Raw genomic sequence first — 19,816 nt, forward strand, 5'->3', positions numbered from 1 at the left:
CTGCTCCAACTCCCACGGAAACGCCCCGCGTCGACAAGAAAGCGTTCCGCGGGGTACTGATGGGGCATGAGCAACGACGGGGGCGGGACGGACGACGCCCGGGGCCGGACGGTCGGCGGGCGGTACCGGCTGATCGAGCGCATCGGCTCCGGCGGCACGGGCACCGTCTGGCGGGCCCTCGACGAACACGCGCAGCGTGAAGTCGCCGTCAGACAGCCCCGGTTGCCGGGCGGCCCGCAGGACGAGAGCCACCGGCGGGCGGCCCACCGGCTCCACCGCGAGGCCCGGGCCGCCGCCCGCGTCGACCATCCCGCCGCCGTCACCATCCACGACGTGGTCGTCGAGCCGGAGCGGCGGGACGAACGCCCGGGCCCGGTCGGTCCCGACGAGCTCGACGCGGCCGAGGCGCTCGACGGACTGCCGTGGATCGTCATGGAGCTGGTCCACGGCGAGTCCCTGCGTGACAGGCTCCGGCGCGGCCCGGTCGACGTGCCCGAAGCCGCCGGGATCGGCCTCGCCGTCCTCGGTGCCCTGCGCGCGGCGCACTCCGTCGGCATCGTGCACCGGGATGTGAAGCCCGGCAACGTGCTCCTCGGTCCGGACCGGCGCGTCGTCGTCACCGACTTCGGCATCGGCCACGGCCAGGGCGGCGAGGATCCCCGCACGGGGAGCGGGGAGTTCGCCGGTTCGCCGGAGTTCGTCGCGCCCGAGCGGCTGTCGGACCGTATGGCGGGACCCGCGTCCGACCTGTGGTCCCTGGGCGCGCTGCTGTACGCGGCCGTGGAGGGCTCGTCCCCGTTCCTGCGGACCACCCCGGAGGCCACGCTTGCCGCGGTCCTCGCCGCTGAACCGCCCGAACCGACGCGGGCCGGACCCCTCGCGCCGCTGATCGCCCGACTGCTGGTGCCGGACCCCGAACGGCGACCGGACGCGGAGGAGGTCGCGAAGGAACTCGAGGCGGTGGCCGGACCGACACGGACCGAAACACCCCGGGCGGCCGAGCACACAGGGAACCGAACCGACCGAACCGCACGACAGCCCGCGCCGGTGCGTGCCGCCCCGCTCGGTCCGGCGCCTGCCACCCCGCGCGGTTCGACGTCTGCCGCGCCACTTACTCCGGCGTCCGCCGCGGAGCCCGGCCCGTTCGTTCCGGTGTCTGTCGCGGACTCCGGCCCGCTCGCTCCGGCGCCCGTCGCGGGCTCCGGCCCCGTCCCCGCGCGGGTCGGTGTGGCGGCGGACGAGAACGCGGGCACCGGGCCGGACGCCGCGCGGCAGCACGACTCCATACCCCTCGCGCAGGAAGACCCCCACTCCCCGGCGCAGCAGGACCCACTGCCCCCCAGGCGCCAGAGCCTCCTCCGCCCCGGCCCCCTCACCCTGCTCTCGGCCTTGCTCGCCGGGGGGATAGGGGCCGTCACCCAACTCTCCGACACCAGCAGCGCGGAGAGTGCCGGACAGGCCGCCGAGGTGAGCGGCGCCTGGACCCCCCATGCCGAGCCCGACATGGCAGCCGTCCTCCACCTCCCCGGCCACTACCGCCCCCTCGGCCGGACCGGCAGCACGTCCGACCAGCCCCGCACGGCCCTCTACGGCGACACGCGGACGGACGCGATCCAGGTCCGCCTGCTCGTCTGGGACAAGGCCCCGGGCGCGCCGATGGAGCAGGCCAGAACGCACGACACCGGGGGAGAGACCCGGTACGCCCACACCAGCGTCCAGGGCCACGAAGCCGCTCTCGCCGACACCACCTACCGCCGGGGCGAGACCCCCAGGCGGCTCATGCGGGCGGTCGTGCGGACCGACGACGACCGCATGTACGAGCTGCGCGTCGACATGCCCAAGGGCACACCGGAGGAGAAGGAGGGCACCTCGGTGTTCGTGGGCGCCCGGGAGCGGCTCGGGATCGTAAAAGGCTGAATCACACGCACCCGCCCTCGCACAACGCCCTGATCAGCGCGTTTGTTGCCAGCAGTCACTGGCGTCGTGTGTGCAGTCGGTGAAGCCGTATTACCGACGGGTACCCAAAGCCTGCGTCCCGGCATACCCTGCGCCTCATGACGGACGCGCAGGCCGCCGAGAAGACGGCAGAGACCGGCACGGCACAGGCCGGTACCAACCCCCTCGCCCCCGCCCCGGAGGGCGTCCGCACCGCCGCGGACGTCGTCACGCCGGAGCTGGTCGCCCAGCTCACCAAGGGCGTGATCGGCTCGGGCCGGACGGCCAACCACACGCCGTTCACGGGTGAGAAGCTGGCCGACCTCCCCGAGTCGACGCCCGAGGACGTGGCGAGGGCCTTCGAGCTGGCCCGTGCCGCCCAGGCCGTCTGGGCGCAGACCCCTGTACGAGAGCGTGCCGCGGTCCTGCTCCGCTTCCACGACCTGGTGCTGGAACGCCAGGCCGAGGTGCTCGACCTGATCCAGCTGGAGACCGGCAAGGCCCGCCTGCACGCCCACGAGGAGGTCCAGGCGGTCGCGGTCGCCGCCCGGCACTACGGCCGCAAGGCCCCCGCCTACCTCCGCCCCAAGCGGCACGCCGGCGCCATGCCGACCCTGACCAAGGTCACCGAACTGCGCCACCCGCGCGGTGTCGTCGGCCAGATCGCCCCCTGGAACTACCCCCTGGAGCTGTCGGTCGGCGACGCGCTCCCGGCCTTCGTCGCGGGCAACGCCGTCGTCATGAAGCCGGACACGGAGACCTGCCTCACCGCACTGTGGGCCCGTGACCTGCTCATCGAGGCCGGCCTGCCCGCCGACGTCTTCCAGGTGGTCCTGGGCGACGGTCCGGTCGTCGGCCCCGAGGTCGTCCGGCACGCCGACTACGTCTCCTTCACCGGCTCCACCCGCACCGGCCGCGAGGTCGCCCAGGGCGCCGCCGCCCGGCTCGTCGGCGTCTCCCTCGAACTCGGCGGCAAGAACCCCATGCTGGTCCTGGAGGACGCCGACATCGAGAAGGCCGCGGCCGGCGCCGTCCGGGCCTGCTTCTCCTCCGCCGGCCAGCTCTGCATCTCCATCGAGCGGCTCTACGTCCACGAGTCGATCGCGGACGCCTTCCTGGAGCGCTTCGCCGCCCGTACGAAGGCGATGCGCCTCGGCACGTCCCTGGCATACGGCGCCGACATGGGCTCCCTGGTCGGCGAGCGCCAGCTGGAGACGGTGACGCGGCACGTGGAGGAGGCGGTCGCCAAGGGTGCGAGGGTTGTCGCGGGCGGTGTGGCACGCCCGGACATCGGCCCGTACTTCTTCGAGCCCACGATCCTCGACGGGGTCGTCACGGACATGTCCGTCTGCGGGGAGGAGACCTTCGGCCCGGTCGTCTCGGTCTACCGCTTCACCGACGAGGACGAGGTCATCGAGCGCGCCAACGCAACGGCGTACGGCCTGAACGCCTCGGTGTGGACCAAGAGCGGCCGCCGCGGCCAGGAGGTCGCGGCCCGTCTGCGCACCGGCACGGTCAACATCAACGAGGGCTACGCACCCGCGTACGGCAGCGCCCAGTCGCCCATGGGCGGGATGAAGGACTCGGGCCTCGGCCGCCGCCACGGCTCCGAGGGCATCCTCAAGTACACCGAGGCCCAGACGGTCGCCCACCAGCGCGTGCTCCCCATGGCCCCGTCCCTGGGCATGGACGACGAGAAGTACGCCCAGTTCATGAGCCGCAGCCTCCGCCTGATGAAGGCATTCCGGTTCCGGTAGCCGACCTTCTTTCAGGGGCGCGGGGAACCGCGCGAACACCATTGACGGCCCGCACGGACACTCAAAGGGGAGACGGCACGTGCCTCAGGACGTTTACGACTACGACGTCATAGTCGTGGGCTCCGGCTTCGGCGGCTCGGTAACCGCCCTGCGCCTCACGGAAAAGGGCTACAAGGTGGGCGTCCTCGAAGCCGGTCGCCGCTTCACCCGCGAGTCCCTGCCGAAGAACTCCTGGGACCTCAAGAACTACCTATGGGCCCCGAAACTCGGCATGTACGGCATCCAGCGCATCCATCTGCTGGGCAACGTCATGGTCCTGGCGGGCGCGGGTGTCGGCGGCGGTTCCCTCAACTACGCCAACACCCTGTACGTCCCGCCGAAGCCGTTCTTCGAGGACCCCCAGTGGCGTGACATCACCGACTGGCAGGACGAGCTGGCGCCGTACTACGACCAGGCCCGGCGGATGCTGGGCGTCCGGCTCAACCCGACCATGACCCCCTCGGACGTCCACCTGAAGGCCGCAGCGGAGCGCATGGGCTGCGGCGACTCCTTCCACCTCGCCCCGGTCGGTGTCTTCTTCGGCGACGGCGAGGACGCCGACGGCACGGCGAAGGCGAAACCGGGCCAGGAGGTGCCCGACCCGTACTTCGGCGGGGCGGGACCGGCTCGAAAAGCCTGCGCCGAGTGCGGCGAGTGCATGACCGGCTGCCGGCACGGCGCGAAGAACACCCTCAACGAGAACTACCTGCACCTCGCGGAGAAGGCCGGCGCGGTCGTCCACCCCATGACGACGGTCGTCTCGGTCACCGACGACTCGCGCGGCGGCTACGCGGTGGCCACCCTGCCCACCGACGACCGCGGCAGGAAGAAGGGCCGCACGTTCACGGCCCGCCGGGTCGTCCTCGCCGCAGGCACCTACGGCACCCAGACCCTGCTGCACCGCATGAAGGCGGGCGGCCAACTGCCGTACCTCTCGGACAAGCTGGGCGAGCTGACCCGCACCAACTCCGAGGCCCTGGTCGGCGCCCAGACCGACGACCGGCGCTACCGCAAGGCGCACGGCGTGCCGAAGGCCGACTTCACGCGGGGCGTGGCCATCACGTCCTCGATCCACCCCGACGCCAGCACCCACATCGAGCCGGTCCGCTACGGCAGGGGCTCCAACTCGATGGGCGGCCTGTCCATCCTGCAGGTCCCCTACGCCGGGACGGACTCGGGCCCGTCACGGGTCCTGGGCTTCCTCGCCCACGCGGCGAAACACCCCTTGCTGGTGCTGCGCTCGCTGTCCAACCGCCGCTGGTCGGAGCGGACCATCATCGGCCTGGTGATGCAGTCGCTGGACAACTCCCTGACGACGTACCTCAAGCCGTCGGGAGTCGGCCGTGGCCTGCTCACCGCCCGACAGGGCCACGGCGCCCCCAACCCCAAGCAGATCAAGGCCGCGACGGAGAGCGCGTCGGCACTGGCCGCCGAGATCAACGGCTTCGCGGGCTCCAACGTCGGCGAACTGATGGGCACCCCGCTCACCGCCCACTTCCTGGGCGGGTGCCCGATCGGAGACTCCCGCGAGTCCGGCGTGATCGACCCGTACCACCGCCTCTACGGCCACCCGGGCATCTCGGTCGTCGACGGCGCGGCGGTTTCCGCCAACCTGGGCGTCAACCCGTCCCTCACCATCACCGCCCAGGCCGAGCGGGCGATGTCGTACTGGCCCAACAAGGGCGAGCCCGACCCGCGCCCGAAGCAGGGCACGGCCTACGAGCGGCTCCAGCCGGTCGAGCCGAAGTCCCCGGCGGTCCCGGCGGAGGCGTTCGGCGCACTGCGGTTGCCGTTCCTCGGCATGCCGGCCGTACCGCCGAAGAACTGAGCGACCCGGCAGAACAGATGAGGGACCTGCGCCCCCCTCCGAGCGCAGGTCCCTCTTCCTCTTGCGTGAAGCTATGGCGTCTTACGCCTCGGCACCGGCCTTGCGGCGACGCACGACGAAGATCGCACCGGCACCGGCGACGACCGCCGCACCGCCGACGAGGCTGATCATCGGCAGGGCGGAGCTGGAGCCGGTCTCGGCGAGGCTGCCGGTGACCTCCGGCGTGTTGCCGCTCGGCTTCTCGTCGGTGACGGGCGCCTTGCCGCCTTCCTGCGGCTTGGTGCCGTCGGTGTCCGTACCCGAGGAGACGATCTGGAACTTGTACGACACGTCGCCGAAGCCGGTGCACTCGGCGTCGTTGTCGCCGTAGATCGTCGCGCCGAGCGAGAACCCGGCGCCGACCGGGGCGGACTTGCTGACGTTGAGGCGCAGCGGGATGTCGACCTCGTAGCCGGCCTTCAGCTCGTCGGTGTAGCCGACGTAACCGACCGCGTAGCCGCCCTCGTTGAGGTCGACCCAGGTCTTGTCCTCGGGGTCCCAGGCCTGGAGCTGGACCTGCTTGCTGGTGAACAGCTCCTCGCCGTTCTTGTCGGGGGAGGCCCCGGCGAAGAAGTCGAGGTCGTTCAGGGTGGAGTCGGAGTTGTTGAGCACGTTCAGCGAGAACTTGTGCCAGCCGCTGCCCGCCGAGATCTTGCCGGGCAGGCCGGTGATGCTGACGTCGACCTTGGTGTCCTCGCACACCGAGGGCTCGGGGTCGGGGGACTCCGACTCCTCGGGCTCGGAGGCGCTGGGCGCAGGGGAGGACTCGCTCGCGGAGGCGCTCGGCGAGCTCGACGTCTCGGGAGCGGACGCGCTCGCGGACGTGCTCGGAGCCGGCGTGGTGCTCGCGGCGGGCGTGGACTCGGAAGCGGAAGGCGATGCCGACGTCTCGGGAGCGGACTCGCTCACGGACGCGGTCGGCGTGGGCGTGGTTTCGTCGGTCGCGTATGCGGCCGGTGCCGCGAGCAGTGCCACCGGGGCTATGACCGCCGTTGCGGCCGCTGCTGCCATGGCGCGGCGAAGCTTCATGAAGACCTCGGAGAGTCCGGCGTACCGCGGGAGGCGGCACGAACGTTGGGGGAGGCCTCCGCGTGTGGGGCGCGGGAGTGGCCCTTGGTTCGGCAGGTTTGATCCGTGAAACCTGTGAATGGTTGTGCCGTCATTCACAGAATATTTATGTGTGCTGAGTCACATCCAAGACCTTCTTGTGAAGGCGCTTGCCACCCGCTTAGATCTTGGGTTCGTGTCTGAGAAACCGTCCGGCGATCCGTCGTCGGCCTCCGGGCTCCCCGACGACGTCTGGGAGCAGTTCATCCGCGACACCGAGCGGGACATCCGATCCTCCGCCCCGAAGGAGCCGTCCGCGCGAGCCCGCATGGTGACCGAGCGGCTGCGCGAGCAGGACGCCCGGGGCGAGCAGCCTCCGGGGTGGCGTACGGGCCCTGCCTGGCAGGAGATGAACGGCCGGGCGACCCGGCGCCGCAAGCTGTGGGCCGTGCTCGGTGTGACCGTCGCGGCGGGCTTGGTGATGGTCGCCCTGAAGCCCTCACTGCTGCCCGGCGACCCCTTCGGCACCGGGGACTCCGGGACCGGCGAGGCCGCACCGCTGCCCGCGGAGACGGCGGCGCCCACCGCCGCGCCCGGCGCGTCGGACCCGGAAACCCCCACCCTGGACCGGCCGTTCGCCGGCTCCCCGGCCCTGCGCTGGGCCGACGGCGAGGCCGGCATCGTCCTGCCGGAGGCGAAGTCCGTCGGCGCGGTCTCCGCGGACCGGGTGGAAGAGGCGCTGAAGCTGACCAAGAAACTGCTCGTGGGTACCAACCTCGACCCGAAGACCGTACGGGGCGCGCGCCCCGCTGCCGCGTTCTCCGTGCTCGACCCCAAGCAGCCCGAGCTCTTCGACGAACTCGACACCGGGCTGCGCTCCCCGAGCAGGGAGCACGACCCGGTGACGCTGTTCAGCCGCTTCGACCCCGACGAGGTCCGGCCGGCCGGCGACGTGATCAAGACCCGCGGGCGTATGACGTTCAAGAAGGGCTCGCAGGGAGGCGTGGCGGTGCGCGCCGACTACACCTTCGTCTACCCCGTCGTGCGGGCCGACGGCCCTCCCGAGGTCGCCCGCACCATCGTGCGCAGGGTCCTCGACGTCGAACTCGCCGACCCCGCCCGGTACAACGTCACGCCGGGCCGGCTGCTGCTCGTGAAGTACGACCAGGAGATAGGCAACTCCTCCTGCGACGTCTACGACGGTTACCTGCATCCGGGGTTCCCGTCGAGCCGGTCCGCGGGCCCGGACCCGAGCGGCCCGGCGACGGACCCCTACGACCGGAGCAAGGACATCGACCACGGCGACGGCGGCCACTGCGGGACGGTGACCCGCACCTGAGCCGACCGGGAGCCGCAGAGCGAAGGGCCCCGCGGGGTGGAGCCGCGGGGCCCTTCTTCTCGTCAGCACCGGCGTCAGGGCGGCGCCGGTGCCGGGAAGCGGCGCCGGGGGGTTGCGCCGCTGGTCCGTACCTCTGGCAGTGGGGCAATGCGGGTGTCCGCGGGGGGACTTGGACTGTGTACGCATCGTGCTGGATGAACGCGGCACCCGCAACCGTTTGACCCGGACTTGTGCATTTATGCAAGGTCCGCCGGTCGGCCCCGGGCGTCCCCGGAGCCGACCGTTCTCATGGGTGACCGGGCTGCTGTCCCCTGCCGTCCGGTCACTTCCCTGGAGCGAGGTCCCACGACGCACGGCACGATCCGTGCGTCTCATCGCCCCAGTGAGCCACGCGTGGTTCTCTCGGGCCCGCCCCTGGCTGGCACGGACACCGGGACCAACGACGAGGTCCGGGGGGTGGTCACGCGCCGTACGGGTGAGACAGGTGCGTACGTCTGTCCCGGGAACAGGGACCCGGCTCACCCTGGCCTCAGATCTTGCCGCGGCACAGCTCCAGCAGGGTCATCGCGAGCGCGGTGCCCGGCTTGCCCAGGGCCTCCCTGTAGTGGCCGAGGACGTCCATCTCGCGGGAGAGGTTCACCCGCCGGCCGCCGGAGGCGATCCGTGCCTCCTGGATGACGGCCGAGACGGCCACCCGTTCCTGGATCAGGCCGATGATCCGGTCGTCGAGCGCGTCGATCCGCTCGCGCGCGCCGGTGATCACGTCGGCGGCCTCGGGGGTGCGGGCGCCGGTCACGCCGACGGCGGTCGTGTCCATGGCGGTCATAGGGGGCTCCTCGTCGTCGGGGGCGGCCCCGGGGCGGCACGGCCCGGATACGCCAGACGCCCCGGGCCTTGTCGGCCCGGGGCGCCTGGGAAGTCGCTTGTCAGTTGCTCAAGCAGCACGACCATGGCGTCCGGCGGGCCGGATGCCATAGGTAAAGACGAACGTCTGCTGCTGGAACATGGGGCAAGTATGCACCCCGTCCCAGGGCCGTCCAAGCCGGTTCGCATCCTGAGACGGGGTCGTCGTCCGGTACACGGAAGGAGCCCGGCGGCCCCCCGGTAGAATCGGGTGGCACAAGACCCCCGCCCCACCGCCGGAAGGCACCCCGTGTCATCAGCGACTCCCGCTGCCAACGCCGCCGACACCGTCCTGGTCGTCGACTTCGGCGCGCAGTACGCCCAGCTCATCGCCCGTCGCGTCCGCGAGGCGCGGGTCTACAGCGAGATCGTGCCGAGCACCATGCCGGTCCGGGAGATGCTCGCCAAGAACCCCGCGGCGATCATCCTCTCCGGCGGCCCCTCGTCGGTCTACGCGGAGGGCGCGCCCAGCCTCGACCGCGAGATCTTCGAGGCCGGCGTCCCCGTCTTCGGCATGTGCTACGGCTTCCAGCTGATGGCGAGCACCCTCGGCGGCACCGTCGACAACACCGGCGCCCGCGAGTACGGCCGCACCGACCTGCACGTCTCCAAGGTGTCCTCCACGCTCTTCGAGGGCACTCCCGCCGAGCAGCCCGTCTGGATGTCGCACGGCGACGCCTGCTCCGCCGCGCCCGAGGGCTTCACCGTCACGGCCTCCACGGACGTCGTGCCGGTCGCCGCCTTCGAGAACGACGAGAAGAAGCTCTACGGCGTCCAGTACCACCCCGAGGTGATGCACTCCACGCACGGGCAGCAGGTGCTGGAGCACTTCCTCTACCGGGGCGCGGGCCTCACGCCGAACTGGACGACCGGCAACGTCATCGAGGAGCAGGTCGCCGCGATCCGCGAGCAGGTCGGTGACCGGCGCGCCATCTGCGGCCTGTCCGGCGGCGTGGACTCCGCGGTCGCCGCGGCCCTCGTCCAGAAGGCCATCGGCTCCCAGCTGACCTGCGTGTACGTCGACCACGGCCTGATGCGCAAGGGCGAGACCGAGCAGGTCGAGAAGGACTTCGTGGCCGCGACCGGCGTCCAGCTGAAGGTCGTGGACGCCGAGGAGCGGTTCCTCAAGGCGCTCGCCGGGGTCTCCGACCCCGAGGAGAAGCGGAAGATCATCGGCCGCGAGTTCATCCGGGTCTTCGAGCAGGCGCAGCTGGAGATCCTCCAGGAGGAGGGTCCCGAGGTCGCCTTCCTCGTGCAGGGCACCCTCTACCCGGACATCGTAGAGTCCGGCGGCGGCACCGGCACGGCCAACATCAAGTCCCACCACAACGTGGGCGGCCTCCCCGACGACATCCAGTTCGAGCTCGTCGAGCCGCTGCGCCAGCTGTTCAAGGACGAGGTCCGCATGGTCGGCCAGGAGCTCGGCCTGCCGGAGGAGATCGTCCAGCGCCAGCCGTTCCCCGGCCCCGGCCTCGGCATCCGCATCGTCGGCGAGGTCACCAAGGAGCGCCTGGACCTGCTGCGCGAGGCCGACGCCATCGCCCGCGAGGAGCTCACCGCGGCCGGCCTCGACCGGGACATCTGGCAGTGCCCGGTGGTCCTGCTCGCCGACGTCCGCAGCGTCGGCGTCCAGGGCGACGGCCGCACCTACGGCCACCCCATCGTGCTGCGCCCCGTCTCGTCCGAGGACGCCATGACGGCCGACTGGTCGCGCCTGCCGTACGAGGTCCTCGCCCGGATCTCCACGCGCATCACCAACGAGGTCAAGGACGTCAACCGGGTCGTCCTCGACGTGACCTCGAAGCCGCCGGGGACGATCGAGTGGGAGTGATCTCCCGACTGAGTGGGAGTGACCTCCCGGTCGGCCCCTGGGCGCGCTTGAACTAGGTGCGTCTGATCGTGCGCAGGGGAGCGCCGGGCGTCCAGACCTGGACGACGAGGTACGTGTCGTCCTCGACGTAGGTGCGCACGACCTCCGTCAGCTCGGTGCGGAAGAGGTGGAACGGCTCCGGCGGTTCCACCTCTTCGACGTATCCGGCCTTGGTCTCCACGTCGTCGACCTCGATCGCCCGGCCGCTGACCCGGACGTCCCCGCCGCCCATGCCCGTGCCCTCCCCGGGGTTCGCCTGGAGCGCGAAGCGCGGGTCGCGGCGCAGGTCGAGGGCCTTGAGCGAGTCCGGCATCATGCCGAGCCACAGTTCACCGTTCAGGAACCGCACCTCGAGACCGCTGGTGCGGGGCGAGCCGTCCTTGCGGAGGGTGGCGAGGACGTGGTGCGTAGAGGCGCCGAAACGCTTCTCGACGGTGTCGGCCAGATCCGGTTCGGCCGCGGCGAAAGCCGCCCAGTTCGCTGTCATGGGACGAGTGTCGCGCCGAATTCCGACATCCTCTGTCGGCTATTCGTGGGGTGCGGGAGCCAGGGGGCACTCGCCCGGGCACAGGGTGCTCGCAGGGGCGCTCGTGGCATCTTCACGAACCGCTCCTGTTCTTCCCGGCCTCACGGACGGTAACTTCCGCCCGTACGCAGAACCAGTGCTGGAGGACCTATGAGCGGGCCCACCCCGCCCCCGCCGCTGCCCACCGACCGGCTGCGGTTCGCCATGCCGCCGATGCACGAGTCGGTCGAGGACGAGCGCAGGCACCGCAAGGAACGGCTCGCGGGCGCCCTGAGGATCTTCGGGCGGCTCGGCTTCGAGGACGGCGTCTCCGGGCACATCACCGCCCGCGACCCGGAGTTCACCGACTGCTTCTGGGTCAACCCGTTCGGGATGCCCTTCCGGCACGTCACCGTGAGCGACCTCGTGCTCGCCAACCAGGACGGCCAGGTCGTCGAGGGTGCCTACCACGTCAACCAGGCCGCCTTCACCGTGCACGCCCAGGTCCACGCCGCCCGGCCCGACGTGGTCGCCGTCGCCCACTGCCACTCGGTGCACGGCCGGGCGCTCGCGGCCCTCGGCGAACTGCTGGAGCCGATCACCCAGGAGAGCTGCGCCTTCTACGAGGATCACGCCCTCTACGACACGTACACCGGCGTCTCCGTCGACGCCGAGGAGGGGCGGCGCATCGCCGAGGTGCTCGGCTCCCGCAAGGCGCTCGTGCTGCGCAACCACGGGCTGCTGACCGTCGGCGACTCGGTGGACGCGGCGGCCTGGTGGTTCGTGTCGATGGAGCGCTCCTGCCAGGTGCAGCTCACGGCGCAGGCGGCGGGGCGGCCGGTCCGCATCGACCACCGGATGGCGGTGGCGACGCGTGAACAGCTGGGCGGCGACCTGGTGGCGTGGATCAACTACCAGCCGATGTGGGAGGACGTCACCCGCAGTGAGCCGGGCCTGCTGAGCTAGACGGTGCCCGCAGAACCCGTGTCGCCGTCGAAGGGCCCGGTTCCCGCTGGATGATCTGCCTTAGGGGAATGCTCCCGGCTGGGTCAACAGGGCGGGCCGAACTTCACCCGTGTTGACCAGACCGAGCGGACGTGAACCGGGTGGTGTAGGGCACAATTCGCAGTCGGCGCAAGGCAGTTGTACAGCGGTTTTTCCGGCATCCGGAAGGCCGGCGGTGGTTGGGTCGCGGGAAGGCGGGCGTCGGGCGTGGCGGTGCGGGAGGCGAGGCAGGGCGGCGCGGACGCGGGCGCCTGCGCCGGGAAGTACTCGGGTGGCCACGGCGGCGGTCACCCGGCCGGTCACCTGGCCGGGTCCGGTGGCGCACACCAGGGCGGGTGTGCCTGCGGGGACTGCCCGCACGGGGCGCGAGAGGGGCACCGGCGGGCCGTGGCCGCGTTCCTGCGCCGCCGGGACGAGTTCGCCGCCGGGCTCGGACTGCCTGCCGCGGTGGCCCACTCCGCGTCGGCCTCCCGCCAGTGGATCTCGGAGGAACTGGCCCAGTCCGCCGAGCAGGTCGCGGAGCGGGGGCGGGCCGAGGGGCAGGCCTGGCTGACCGGCCTGTGGCGGCGCACGGCGGGTGCGGTGGGCGCCGCCGTGGTGCTGTTGCTGCTCGGGCAGGCCCTCACCGCGGTCGGTACGGGCTGGAGCGCGGCGCGCACGGCCGGACTGGGCGCCGCGTTGGTGACGGCCTTGTCGCTGACCGCCGCGTCCTGGTTCCACCGGGCGAAGGGCGGGGTCCTGGCGCCCCTGATCGGTGAGGACAACCGGCTGTCCACCTCCCGTACGGTCGCCGCGGCGTGGGTGCTCTTCGTGGCCTATTCGGTGCTCGTCCTCGCGGGCCGGCTGGCCGCCGCCTCCCGCCACCTGGAGCGGCAGACGCTGCTCTCCGGGCTGGACATCGCCCGCGGCGCCGGGCTCGTGACCGTGCTCGCCGTGGTCTGCGGGATCGCCGTGCTCGTGCGGCGGGTGGTGGGACTGCGGGTGCTGGGCCAGCGGCTGCAGAAGGTGCGCGCCGACCGGCCCCGGGCCGCCGACCTGCTGACCGACGACGCGGGTCGGGGCGCCTTCGCCGACATCCAGTACGTCGCGATCAGTGCGGTCGCCCTGGTCTTCGCGGCGGTCCGGCTGGCCAGGCGGCCGGAGCAGCTGCCGGATCTGCCGTGGGGGCTGGCGGTGGTGGTGCTGGTGTCGGGTGCGACGTACCTGGCCGGCAAGTACGCGGAGGGCGGCCGGCCGGTCATCCTCTCCGTGGTCCGGTCGCGGGAGGCCGGTGACCTGGACGGGCCCATCCGCACCGGGGACGACATCGAGATCCGGGGCGCGGGGTTCGTGCCGCCGGGCGCGCAGGGGGCCGACCGGCTGGCCCGGATGGTCGTGCGCGTGGGGCCGGTGCACGTCCACGTGCCGTTGGTGCCGGTGCCCGGCGGGTTCCGCAACCCCACCGACACGCTGCTGACCGTGCCCGTGCCGGCGGACGTGGAACCGGGACGGGTGGAGGTACAGGTGGTCACGGCGGCGGGGGTGGAGACCAACCGGTACGCGGTCGACGTGACGGAGTGAGAGCGCCGGCCATGAGGAGACGCCCGCGCCGACGGCAGGGCGACCCGAGCAGTTCGCGCATGATTGAGCGCGGTCCGTTCGCCGTACGTATCGTCTGTTGAGGGGGTCCCGGCACCGGGCGAGAGGCGGCTGGCAGCGATGACTCACAGTATGCGAACGGACACGCACACTCCCCACTTCGGCACCGGGGGAGGCTTGCGGGACAGCGCCACCCGCTACGCCCTGCTGCCGCTGCGCATCTTCCTCGGCGTCACCTTCATCTATGCCGGCCTGGACAAACTCACCGACAGCGCCTTCATGAGGGACTCCGGCACCGGGTCGATCGGCGACATGATGCGTGCCGTACGCGACTCCTCCGCCATTCCCGCCCTGGTCGACCTCTCCCTCAAGAGCCCCGTCGGATTCGGCTACGCCATCGCCTTCGGAGAACTCGCCGTCGGTATCGGCACCCTGCTCGGCCTGCTCGCCCGTCTGGCCGCACTCGGCGGTGCGCTGATCTCCCTCAGCCTGTGGCTGACCGTGAGCTGGGCCTCCGACCCGTACTACTACGGCAACGACCTCGCCTACCTCATGGCCTGGACCCCACTGATCCTGGCGGGCGCGCCCCTGCTGTCCCTCGACGCCGCGCTGCGGTCACGACGACGGCACCGCGGCGGCGGATACCAGTAGGAAGCCGCTCACCGTCAGGCCGGGTCCGCTCCCGTACGGCCCGCCTGCCGGCGCCGGCGCACCCGGCCCGTCAGGAGCGCCACCGCACCCGCCAGGCACAGCCCGCCCGTCACGAGGGGGATCGCCACGAACCACGGGGTCTGCCAGGCGCCGCCCGCGTCACCGGCGTAGAGGACGCCCGCCACCACGAGGACGGTGCCGGCGACCAGCTTCCCGGGCTGGACTTCATGACGCAGCACGGGTCACCTCCGCCTGTCCCATGCCGACCTGGAGGTCCAGCTCGATGGTGCCCGACTTCTCGACGCCCCCGGCGGGGGAGAGGGTGATCTCCTTGTGCCGTCCCGGCTGCACGTCCACGTCTTTCGGGTCGTCACCCGGCAACTGGAGGTCACCGACGCCCACCTCCACATTCAGCCGCACGGTCACGTCGTCGGGCACCAGCACCCTGACCTTGCCCATGCCGACCTCCGCCCGCGTTGTGACTGTCTGCTTCCCGGACACGTCCAGCCTGCTGAGGTCCAGGGTGCCGACGCCGGTGCCGAGGTCATAGCGCTGGCGTACGTCCGCCACGGTGGCGGGCTGCCAGGTGGAGCGCACCCAGTGTGTGTCGACGCTCTTGGGCAGGGCCGCCGCACCGGCCAGCAGACCGGCCGTGATGATCGCCAGGAGGACCGACCCCGCGCCGGTCCGGCCCAGGAAGGCACTGACGGCTATGCCCAGGCCGAGAACGGCGAGTGCACACGACAGGCCCGTCTGCAGGCTGGTGCCGAGCGGATGACCGTCCCAGGTGATGCTCGTGCCCAGAGCTCCGGCGAGCAGGGCCAGCAGGAAGACCCAGCCGCCGATCCAGCGGGGGCCGCGCGGCCGGGGCGGCCGGGGGCGCTCGGCGGGTATCTCCGCACGGGCGCGGGGCCGGACGCCGAGGCCGATGTTGACGGCTGCGGCGGCATCCAGGTCGCGGGTGTCGCGCGGGCCCCACAAGTAGCCCGTGCCGCCGATGTGGGTGCCGTCCTTGACGATCGGGTCGCGCCACCAGGAAGGGGTGGTGAGGAACACCGGCGGCGCCTGGGGCTCCGGCGGGGCGTCCGCGACGGCCTGGGCGGCCAGCGGGTCGGGGCCGGGGGTGCCACGGTGGCGGGACCAGTACCCGGCACCCGCGAGGACGAGCGACAGGACGACGGCGAAGGTCAGCACCCCGCCGTTGTTCAGCATCGTCAGGAACACCCCGCAGCCGACCAGCGCGAACAGCACGGCCGCCAGGGCCTGGCCGTCGACGCGGCCGGTGAGCAGCTTGCGGACCTCGTTCTCCTCCTCGTCGTACGGGACGAAGAGCCAGGCGAAGCCGTAGAAGATGAGCCCCAGGCCGCCCGTGGCGGAGAGCACGGCGAGGGTGATGCGGAAGATCACCGGGTCCATGTCGCACTGCCGCCCGAGCCCGGCGCAGACGCCGGCCAGGGTCTTGTGGCGGCGGTCGCGGCGGAACGCGTGGGGCGGCCCGGCCGGGACGGCTTCTTCGGCGGGGGCGGCCGTACCGGGTGCTCCTTTCTGTCCTGCCGCGTCCGCACGCCCGGCTGCGGAGCCCGCGGCGGGCGCGGCATCCTGCGGCCCGGCGCCCGGTGCGGGGCGCGGGCCGGAGCCGGGTCCCGGACCCGTCGCGGCGTGCTCGTGATCGGTCATGGGTCCATGGTGACGGGCGCGGCGCCCCGGCGGGAGTCGGAACGACCCTGGCCGGACCCTGATATCGGCCCTGAGAGGCGGCTCGGGAAGCGTTCGAGGGGCGGCCCGTCGAGATCAGGGGAGCCTCAGGGGCCGACCCTGATGCTCCCGCATCCCGCACGTGTGACCATCAATGGCATGTCGGAAGCCGCAGCAGCGCCACTCGCCGAACCGCGGCCGCCGCGCAAGCTCTACCGCAGCAGTGACGGACGCTGGCTCGGGGGTGTGGCGCGGGGCCTCGCCGGGCATCTCGGGCTGCCCGTGATCTGGGTACGGCTCGTCTTCGTCGGCCTGTTCATGGCCGACGGTCTCGGCGCGCTGCTGTACGCCGCGTTCTGGTTCTTCGTCCCGCTCGGCGTCGGCGGGGTCGAGGCGCAGAAGCCACCGTCGGCGGTGGCCGCGGAGACCTCGCCCGACGGCCGCCGCAGACGCGTCGCGCGCAGGCCCGACAGGGGCCAGATCGTGGCCCTCCTCCTCATGGTCGTGGTGGCCATGGTGTTCGTGGGCAACGTGAACCTCAGCGGAGGGGCCCGGGCCTACCTCTGGCCGACGGTGCTCGTCGGCGCGGGCGTCGCCCTGGTCTGGCGGCAGGCGGACAACGCCCGCCGGGCCCGCTGGGCCGAGGTCGGCCGCCGTCGGCGCACGGTCACGCTGCTGCGCTCGGTGGGCGGGGTGCTGCTGGTGACGGCCGGCGTCTCCGGCATCTTCGTCCTCCAGGGCTCCGCGGCCCACCTGGGTTCCGTCCTGCAGGCGGCCCTCGCGGTCCTCGTCGGGATAACGCTGCTCGCCGGGCCGTATCTGGTGCGCATGACCCAGGACCTCTCCGAAGAACGTCTGATGCGCATCCGCGCCCAGGAGCGTGCGGAGGTCGCCGCACACGTGCACGACTCTGTGCTGCACACCCTGACCCTGATACAGCGCAACGCGGAGAACGCCGGCGAGGTCCGCCGCCTGGCCCGCGCACAGGAACGCGACCTGCGCACCTGGCTCTACAAGCCCGAGGGCACCGGCAAGGACGAGGCAGACGAGCCCACCACCCTCGCCGACGCCGTCCGGCGCAACGCGGCCGAGGTGGAGGACAAGCACGGCGTGCCCATCGAGGTCGTGGTCGTGGGTGACTGCCCGCTCGACGAGGGGATCGCAGCACAGATGCAGGCCGCGCGGGAAGCAATGGTGAACGCCGCCAAGTACGGTGGCGAGGGCGGCGCCGTGCAGGTCTTCGCCGAGGTCGAGGGGAAGACGGTCTTCGTGTCCGTCCGGGACCGGGGCCCCGGCTTCGACCTCGATTCGATACCCGCCGACCGGATGGGTGTCAGAGAATCGATCATCGGCCGCATGGAGCGCAACGGCGGCACGGCGCGACTGCGCGCGGTGCCGGACGGCGGCACGGAGGTCGAGCTGGAGATGGAGAGGGCGGAGAAGACGTCATGAGCGACCCGACCGAGGCGAACGGTACGGCGGGATCGGCGGAGGCGGCGGGGCCCGCGGGGGAGGGCGACGGCCCGGGGCGCCATGTCCGCGTGGTCCTCGTCGACGACCACCGCATGTTCCGCACCGGCGTCCAGGCCGAGATCGGACAGACCGGGCAGACCGGCGTCGAGGTCGTCGGTGAGGCAGCGGACGTCGACCAGGCCGTCACGGTCATCACCGCGACCCGCCCCGAGGTGGTCCTCCTCGACGTGCACCTGCCGGGCGGGGGTGGCGTCGAAGTGCTGCGCCGCTGCGCCCCGTTGATGGGCGACACCGAGCAGCCGGTCCGCTTCCTCGCGCTGTCCGTGTCGGACGCGGCGGAGGACGTGATCGGCGTGATCCGCGGCGGGGCCCGGGGCTACGTCACCAAGACGATCACCGGCACGGACCTGGTGAACTCCATCTTCCGCGTGCAGGAGGGCGACGCGGTCTTCTCCCCCCGGCTGGCCGGGTTCGTCCTGGACGCCTTCGCCTCCACGGACGCACCGCCGGTCGACGAGGACCTGGACCGTCTGACCCAGCGCGAGCGCGAGGTGCTGCGGCTCATCGCGCGGGGTTACGCGTACAAGGAGATCGCCAAGCAGCTGTACATCTCCGTGAAGACGGTCGAGTCGCACGTCTCGGCGGTTCTGCGCAAGCTCCAGCTGTCGAACCGGCACGAGCTGACCCGCTGGGCGACGGCTCGACGGCTGGTCTGATTCCGGCGCTCACACCACCCGCGTCGCCCCCGCGAACGGCATCTCGTCCAGTGGGGCGACACGCACCGGGGCGGAGGGGTTCGGCGCGTGGATCATCCGGCCGTTGCCCACGTAGATGCCGACATGGCTGATGCCGGCGTAGAAGAAGACCAGGTCGCCGGGGAGGAGTTCGGAGCGGGAGACGCGGCGGCCGGCGGCGATCTGGGAGTACGTCGTGCGGGGCAGGGAGACGCCCGCGGCGCGGTACGCGGCCTGGACGAGGCCCGAGCAGTCGAAGGCGTTCGGGCCGGTGGCGCCCCAGACGTAGGGGCTGCCGAGCTTCTGGCGGGCGTAGGAGACAGCTGCGGCCGCACGGGAGTTGGGCGCCAGGGACGAGGCGGAACCGGGGGCCGCGAGAGTGTCGCGCACGCCCGTGGCGCGCGAGGCGCGGTCCTGCGACACGCCAAGCCGGGAGCGTTCCCGCGCATCCAGCCGGGACAGCAGCCGCTGTGCCGAGCCCAGCTTGCCGGTGATCGTCTTCTTGTGCCGCTTCAGCTCCGTCTGCCGTGACTTCAGGGAGGTCAGCTCGATGTGGGCGGCGCCGCGCAGCTGCTCGATCTCCCGGAGCTGCTTGCGCACACCTGCGACGGCCGCGTTCTGCCGGGTGCCGGCCCGCTCGACGAACTCGGCGTTCTCGAGGTAGCGGTCGGGATCGTCGGACAGGGCGAGCTGCACCGCCGGGTCGAGACCGCCGGCGCGGTACTGCGCGGCGGCCACCGAACCGAGGGCGTCACGGGCGGAATTGAGCCGCTCCTCCTTGCGGGCCGCCTGCTCCTGCAGGTCCTTCAGCCGCTGCCCGGCCGCGTCGGCCTTCTCCTTCGCGCCGTTGTACTTCTCGGTGGCGGCCTCCGCCTCCTGGTACAGCCGGTCCACCTTGGCCCTGACCTGCCCGGGGGTGAGCTGGGGTTCGGCGTGTCCGGTCCCGTCGAAGCCCGTCGCCGTCGCCGCGCCTGCGAGGGCGATCGTGGCGGCCGTACGGGCCTTGCCGCCACCCATTGCGCGCTGTCGGGGCTTGCGGTGCGCTGCCACTCGGAGGCCACGTCCTTTCCTCGACCGCCGAGGGATGCGGCCACCCGGCGGAGCGGACGGGGCGGGTCCGGCGGCGGCCCGCACAGGGGGAACGGACCGCCGCCGGACGTTCTCGGCGGTGGTGTCCGACTGCCGCCCCTGGCCCGGGCGGCGGTGGGGAGCCGGGCACCTGACGGAGGACGCTAAAGGTCGCCGTGGCGGGCGGGTGGCGGGTGTGCGGAAGTGTCGGGAGAGGACCGACGGTGACCGTATGCGACCGTGACTCCGCCCTGGCGCCGTCGACTTCACTCAGCGTGATGACCGATGCGCCAATTAGTGAGTCAGTGACCGTGATCGGGTGCTATGGGGCGTATTTGTGCCCCCCTGGG

Annotated in this window: 16 protein-coding genes; 10 read left to right on the top strand and 6 right to left on the bottom strand. The window is 72.1% G+C overall.

What is annotated here, in order from left to right; all coding sequences use genetic code 11:
- The first annotated feature begins 66 nt into the window (after positions 1-66).
- The 3 genes from AB0B29_RS06305 to AB0B29_RS06315 all read left to right on the top strand — a co-directional run bounded on the left by AB0B29_RS06305 (position 67) and on the right by AB0B29_RS06315 (position 5,559).
- On the top strand, positions 67-1,917 hold the full coding sequence (locus AB0B29_RS06305; protein WP_362234657.1) for a serine/threonine-protein kinase: 1,851 nt from the start codon (positions 67-69) through the stop codon (positions 1,915-1,917).
- Positions 1,918-2,054: 137 nt separating this feature from the next.
- The gene (locus AB0B29_RS06310) at positions 2,055-3,692 is read left to right on the top strand and encodes a succinic semialdehyde dehydrogenase (protein WP_362234659.1); all 1,638 of its coding nucleotides are present in this window, start codon (positions 2,055-2,057) and stop codon (positions 3,690-3,692) included.
- Positions 3,693-3,771: 79 nt separating this feature from the next.
- Entirely contained in the window at positions 3,772-5,559 is a 1,788-nt protein-coding gene (locus AB0B29_RS06315) for a GMC family oxidoreductase (RefSeq protein ID WP_362234662.1), read from the top strand.
- Positions 5,560-5,640: 81 nt separating this feature from the next.
- Here the strand turns inward: AB0B29_RS06315 and AB0B29_RS06320 are convergent, their stop codons facing one another.
- Positions 5,641-6,627 carry an LAETG motif-containing sortase-dependent surface protein gene (locus AB0B29_RS06320; RefSeq protein ID WP_362234665.1) on the bottom strand — a complete coding sequence of 329 codons (987 nt, stop codon included), beginning with the start codon at positions 6,625-6,627 and terminating at the stop codon, positions 5,641-5,643.
- A gap of 214 nt (positions 6,628-6,841) precedes the next feature.
- Between AB0B29_RS06320 and AB0B29_RS06325 the strand changes: the two genes are divergently transcribed.
- A complete protein-coding gene (locus AB0B29_RS06325; RefSeq protein ID WP_362234667.1) occupies positions 6,842-7,984 on the top strand; it encodes a hypothetical protein in 1,143 nt (380 codons plus the stop codon).
- A 529-nt stretch (positions 7,985-8,513) separates the two neighbouring features.
- Here AB0B29_RS06325 and AB0B29_RS06330 read toward each other — a convergent pair.
- Complete coding sequence (locus AB0B29_RS06330; protein ID WP_362234670.1) at positions 8,514-8,810, bottom strand: chorismate mutase; 297 nt, start codon at positions 8,808-8,810, stop codon at positions 8,514-8,516.
- Positions 8,811-9,137: 327 nt separating this feature from the next.
- Here AB0B29_RS06330 and guaA point away from each other — a divergent pair, with 327 nt between their 5' ends.
- Entirely contained in the window at positions 9,138-10,718 is a 1,581-nt protein-coding gene (gene guaA, locus AB0B29_RS06335) for a glutamine-hydrolyzing GMP synthase (protein WP_362234673.1), read from the top strand.
- 52 nt (positions 10,719-10,770) lie between these two features.
- On the opposite strand, the gene AB0B29_RS06340 is transcribed toward guaA, so the two are convergent.
- The gene (locus tag AB0B29_RS06340) at positions 10,771-11,244 is read right to left on the bottom strand and encodes a pyridoxamine 5'-phosphate oxidase family protein (protein WP_362234676.1); all 474 of its coding nucleotides are present in this window, start codon (positions 11,242-11,244) and stop codon (positions 10,771-10,773) included.
- A gap of 189 nt (positions 11,245-11,433) precedes the next feature.
- Between AB0B29_RS06340 and AB0B29_RS06345 the strand changes: the two genes are divergently transcribed.
- The 3 genes from AB0B29_RS06345 to AB0B29_RS06355 all read left to right on the top strand — a co-directional run bounded on the left by AB0B29_RS06345 (position 11,434) and on the right by AB0B29_RS06355 (position 14,496).
- Entirely contained in the window at positions 11,434-12,228 is a 795-nt protein-coding gene (locus AB0B29_RS06345; protein WP_362234679.1) for a class II aldolase/adducin family protein, read from the top strand.
- 246 nt (positions 12,229-12,474) lie between these two features.
- Positions 12,475-13,827: a hypothetical protein gene (locus tag AB0B29_RS06350; protein WP_436845792.1), complete on the top strand. Its 1,353-nt coding sequence runs from the start codon at positions 12,475-12,477 to the stop codon at positions 13,825-13,827.
- A 138-nt stretch (positions 13,828-13,965) separates the two neighbouring features.
- Positions 13,966-14,496 (top strand): DoxX family membrane protein, encoded by a 531-nt coding sequence (locus AB0B29_RS06355; RefSeq protein WP_362234681.1) that lies wholly within the window; start codon positions 13,966-13,968, stop codon positions 14,494-14,496.
- Positions 14,497-14,510: 14 nt separating this feature from the next.
- On the opposite strand, the gene AB0B29_RS06360 is transcribed toward AB0B29_RS06355, so the two are convergent.
- Both AB0B29_RS06360 and AB0B29_RS06365 read right to left on the bottom strand, forming a co-directional pair.
- Positions 14,511-14,735: a hypothetical protein gene (locus AB0B29_RS06360; RefSeq protein ID WP_362234684.1), complete on the bottom strand. Its 225-nt coding sequence runs from the start codon at positions 14,733-14,735 to the stop codon at positions 14,511-14,513.
- The gene (locus AB0B29_RS06365) at positions 14,722-16,173 is read right to left on the bottom strand and encodes a PspC domain-containing protein (RefSeq protein ID WP_362234686.1); all 1,452 of its coding nucleotides are present in this window, start codon (positions 16,171-16,173) and stop codon (positions 14,722-14,724) included. The genes AB0B29_RS06360 and AB0B29_RS06365 overlap by 14 nt, the downstream gene beginning before the upstream one ends.
- 177 nt (positions 16,174-16,350) lie before the next feature.
- On the opposite strand from AB0B29_RS06365, the gene AB0B29_RS06370 reads away from it, so the two are divergent.
- Positions 16,351-17,643 (top strand): ATP-binding protein, encoded by a 1,293-nt coding sequence (locus AB0B29_RS06370; protein WP_362234689.1) that lies wholly within the window; start codon positions 16,351-16,353, stop codon positions 17,641-17,643.
- The gene (locus AB0B29_RS06375; protein WP_362234692.1) at positions 17,640-18,380 is read left to right on the top strand and encodes a response regulator transcription factor; all 741 of its coding nucleotides are present in this window, start codon (positions 17,640-17,642) and stop codon (positions 18,378-18,380) included. The genes AB0B29_RS06370 and AB0B29_RS06375 overlap by 4 nt, the downstream gene beginning before the upstream one ends.
- A 9-nt stretch (positions 18,381-18,389) precedes the next feature.
- Here AB0B29_RS06375 and AB0B29_RS06380 read toward each other — a convergent pair whose 3' ends face one another.
- Positions 18,390-19,448: a C40 family peptidase gene (locus tag AB0B29_RS06380; protein WP_362234694.1), complete on the bottom strand. Its 1,059-nt coding sequence runs from the start codon at positions 19,446-19,448 to the stop codon at positions 18,390-18,392.
- Between the last annotated feature and the right edge of the window lie 368 nt (positions 19,449-19,816).

Origin of the sequence: Streptomyces tibetensis, assembly GCF_040647715.1 — a bacterium.
GTDB lineage: Bacteria > Actinomycetota > Actinomycetes > Streptomycetales > Streptomycetaceae > Streptomyces > Streptomyces tibetensis_A.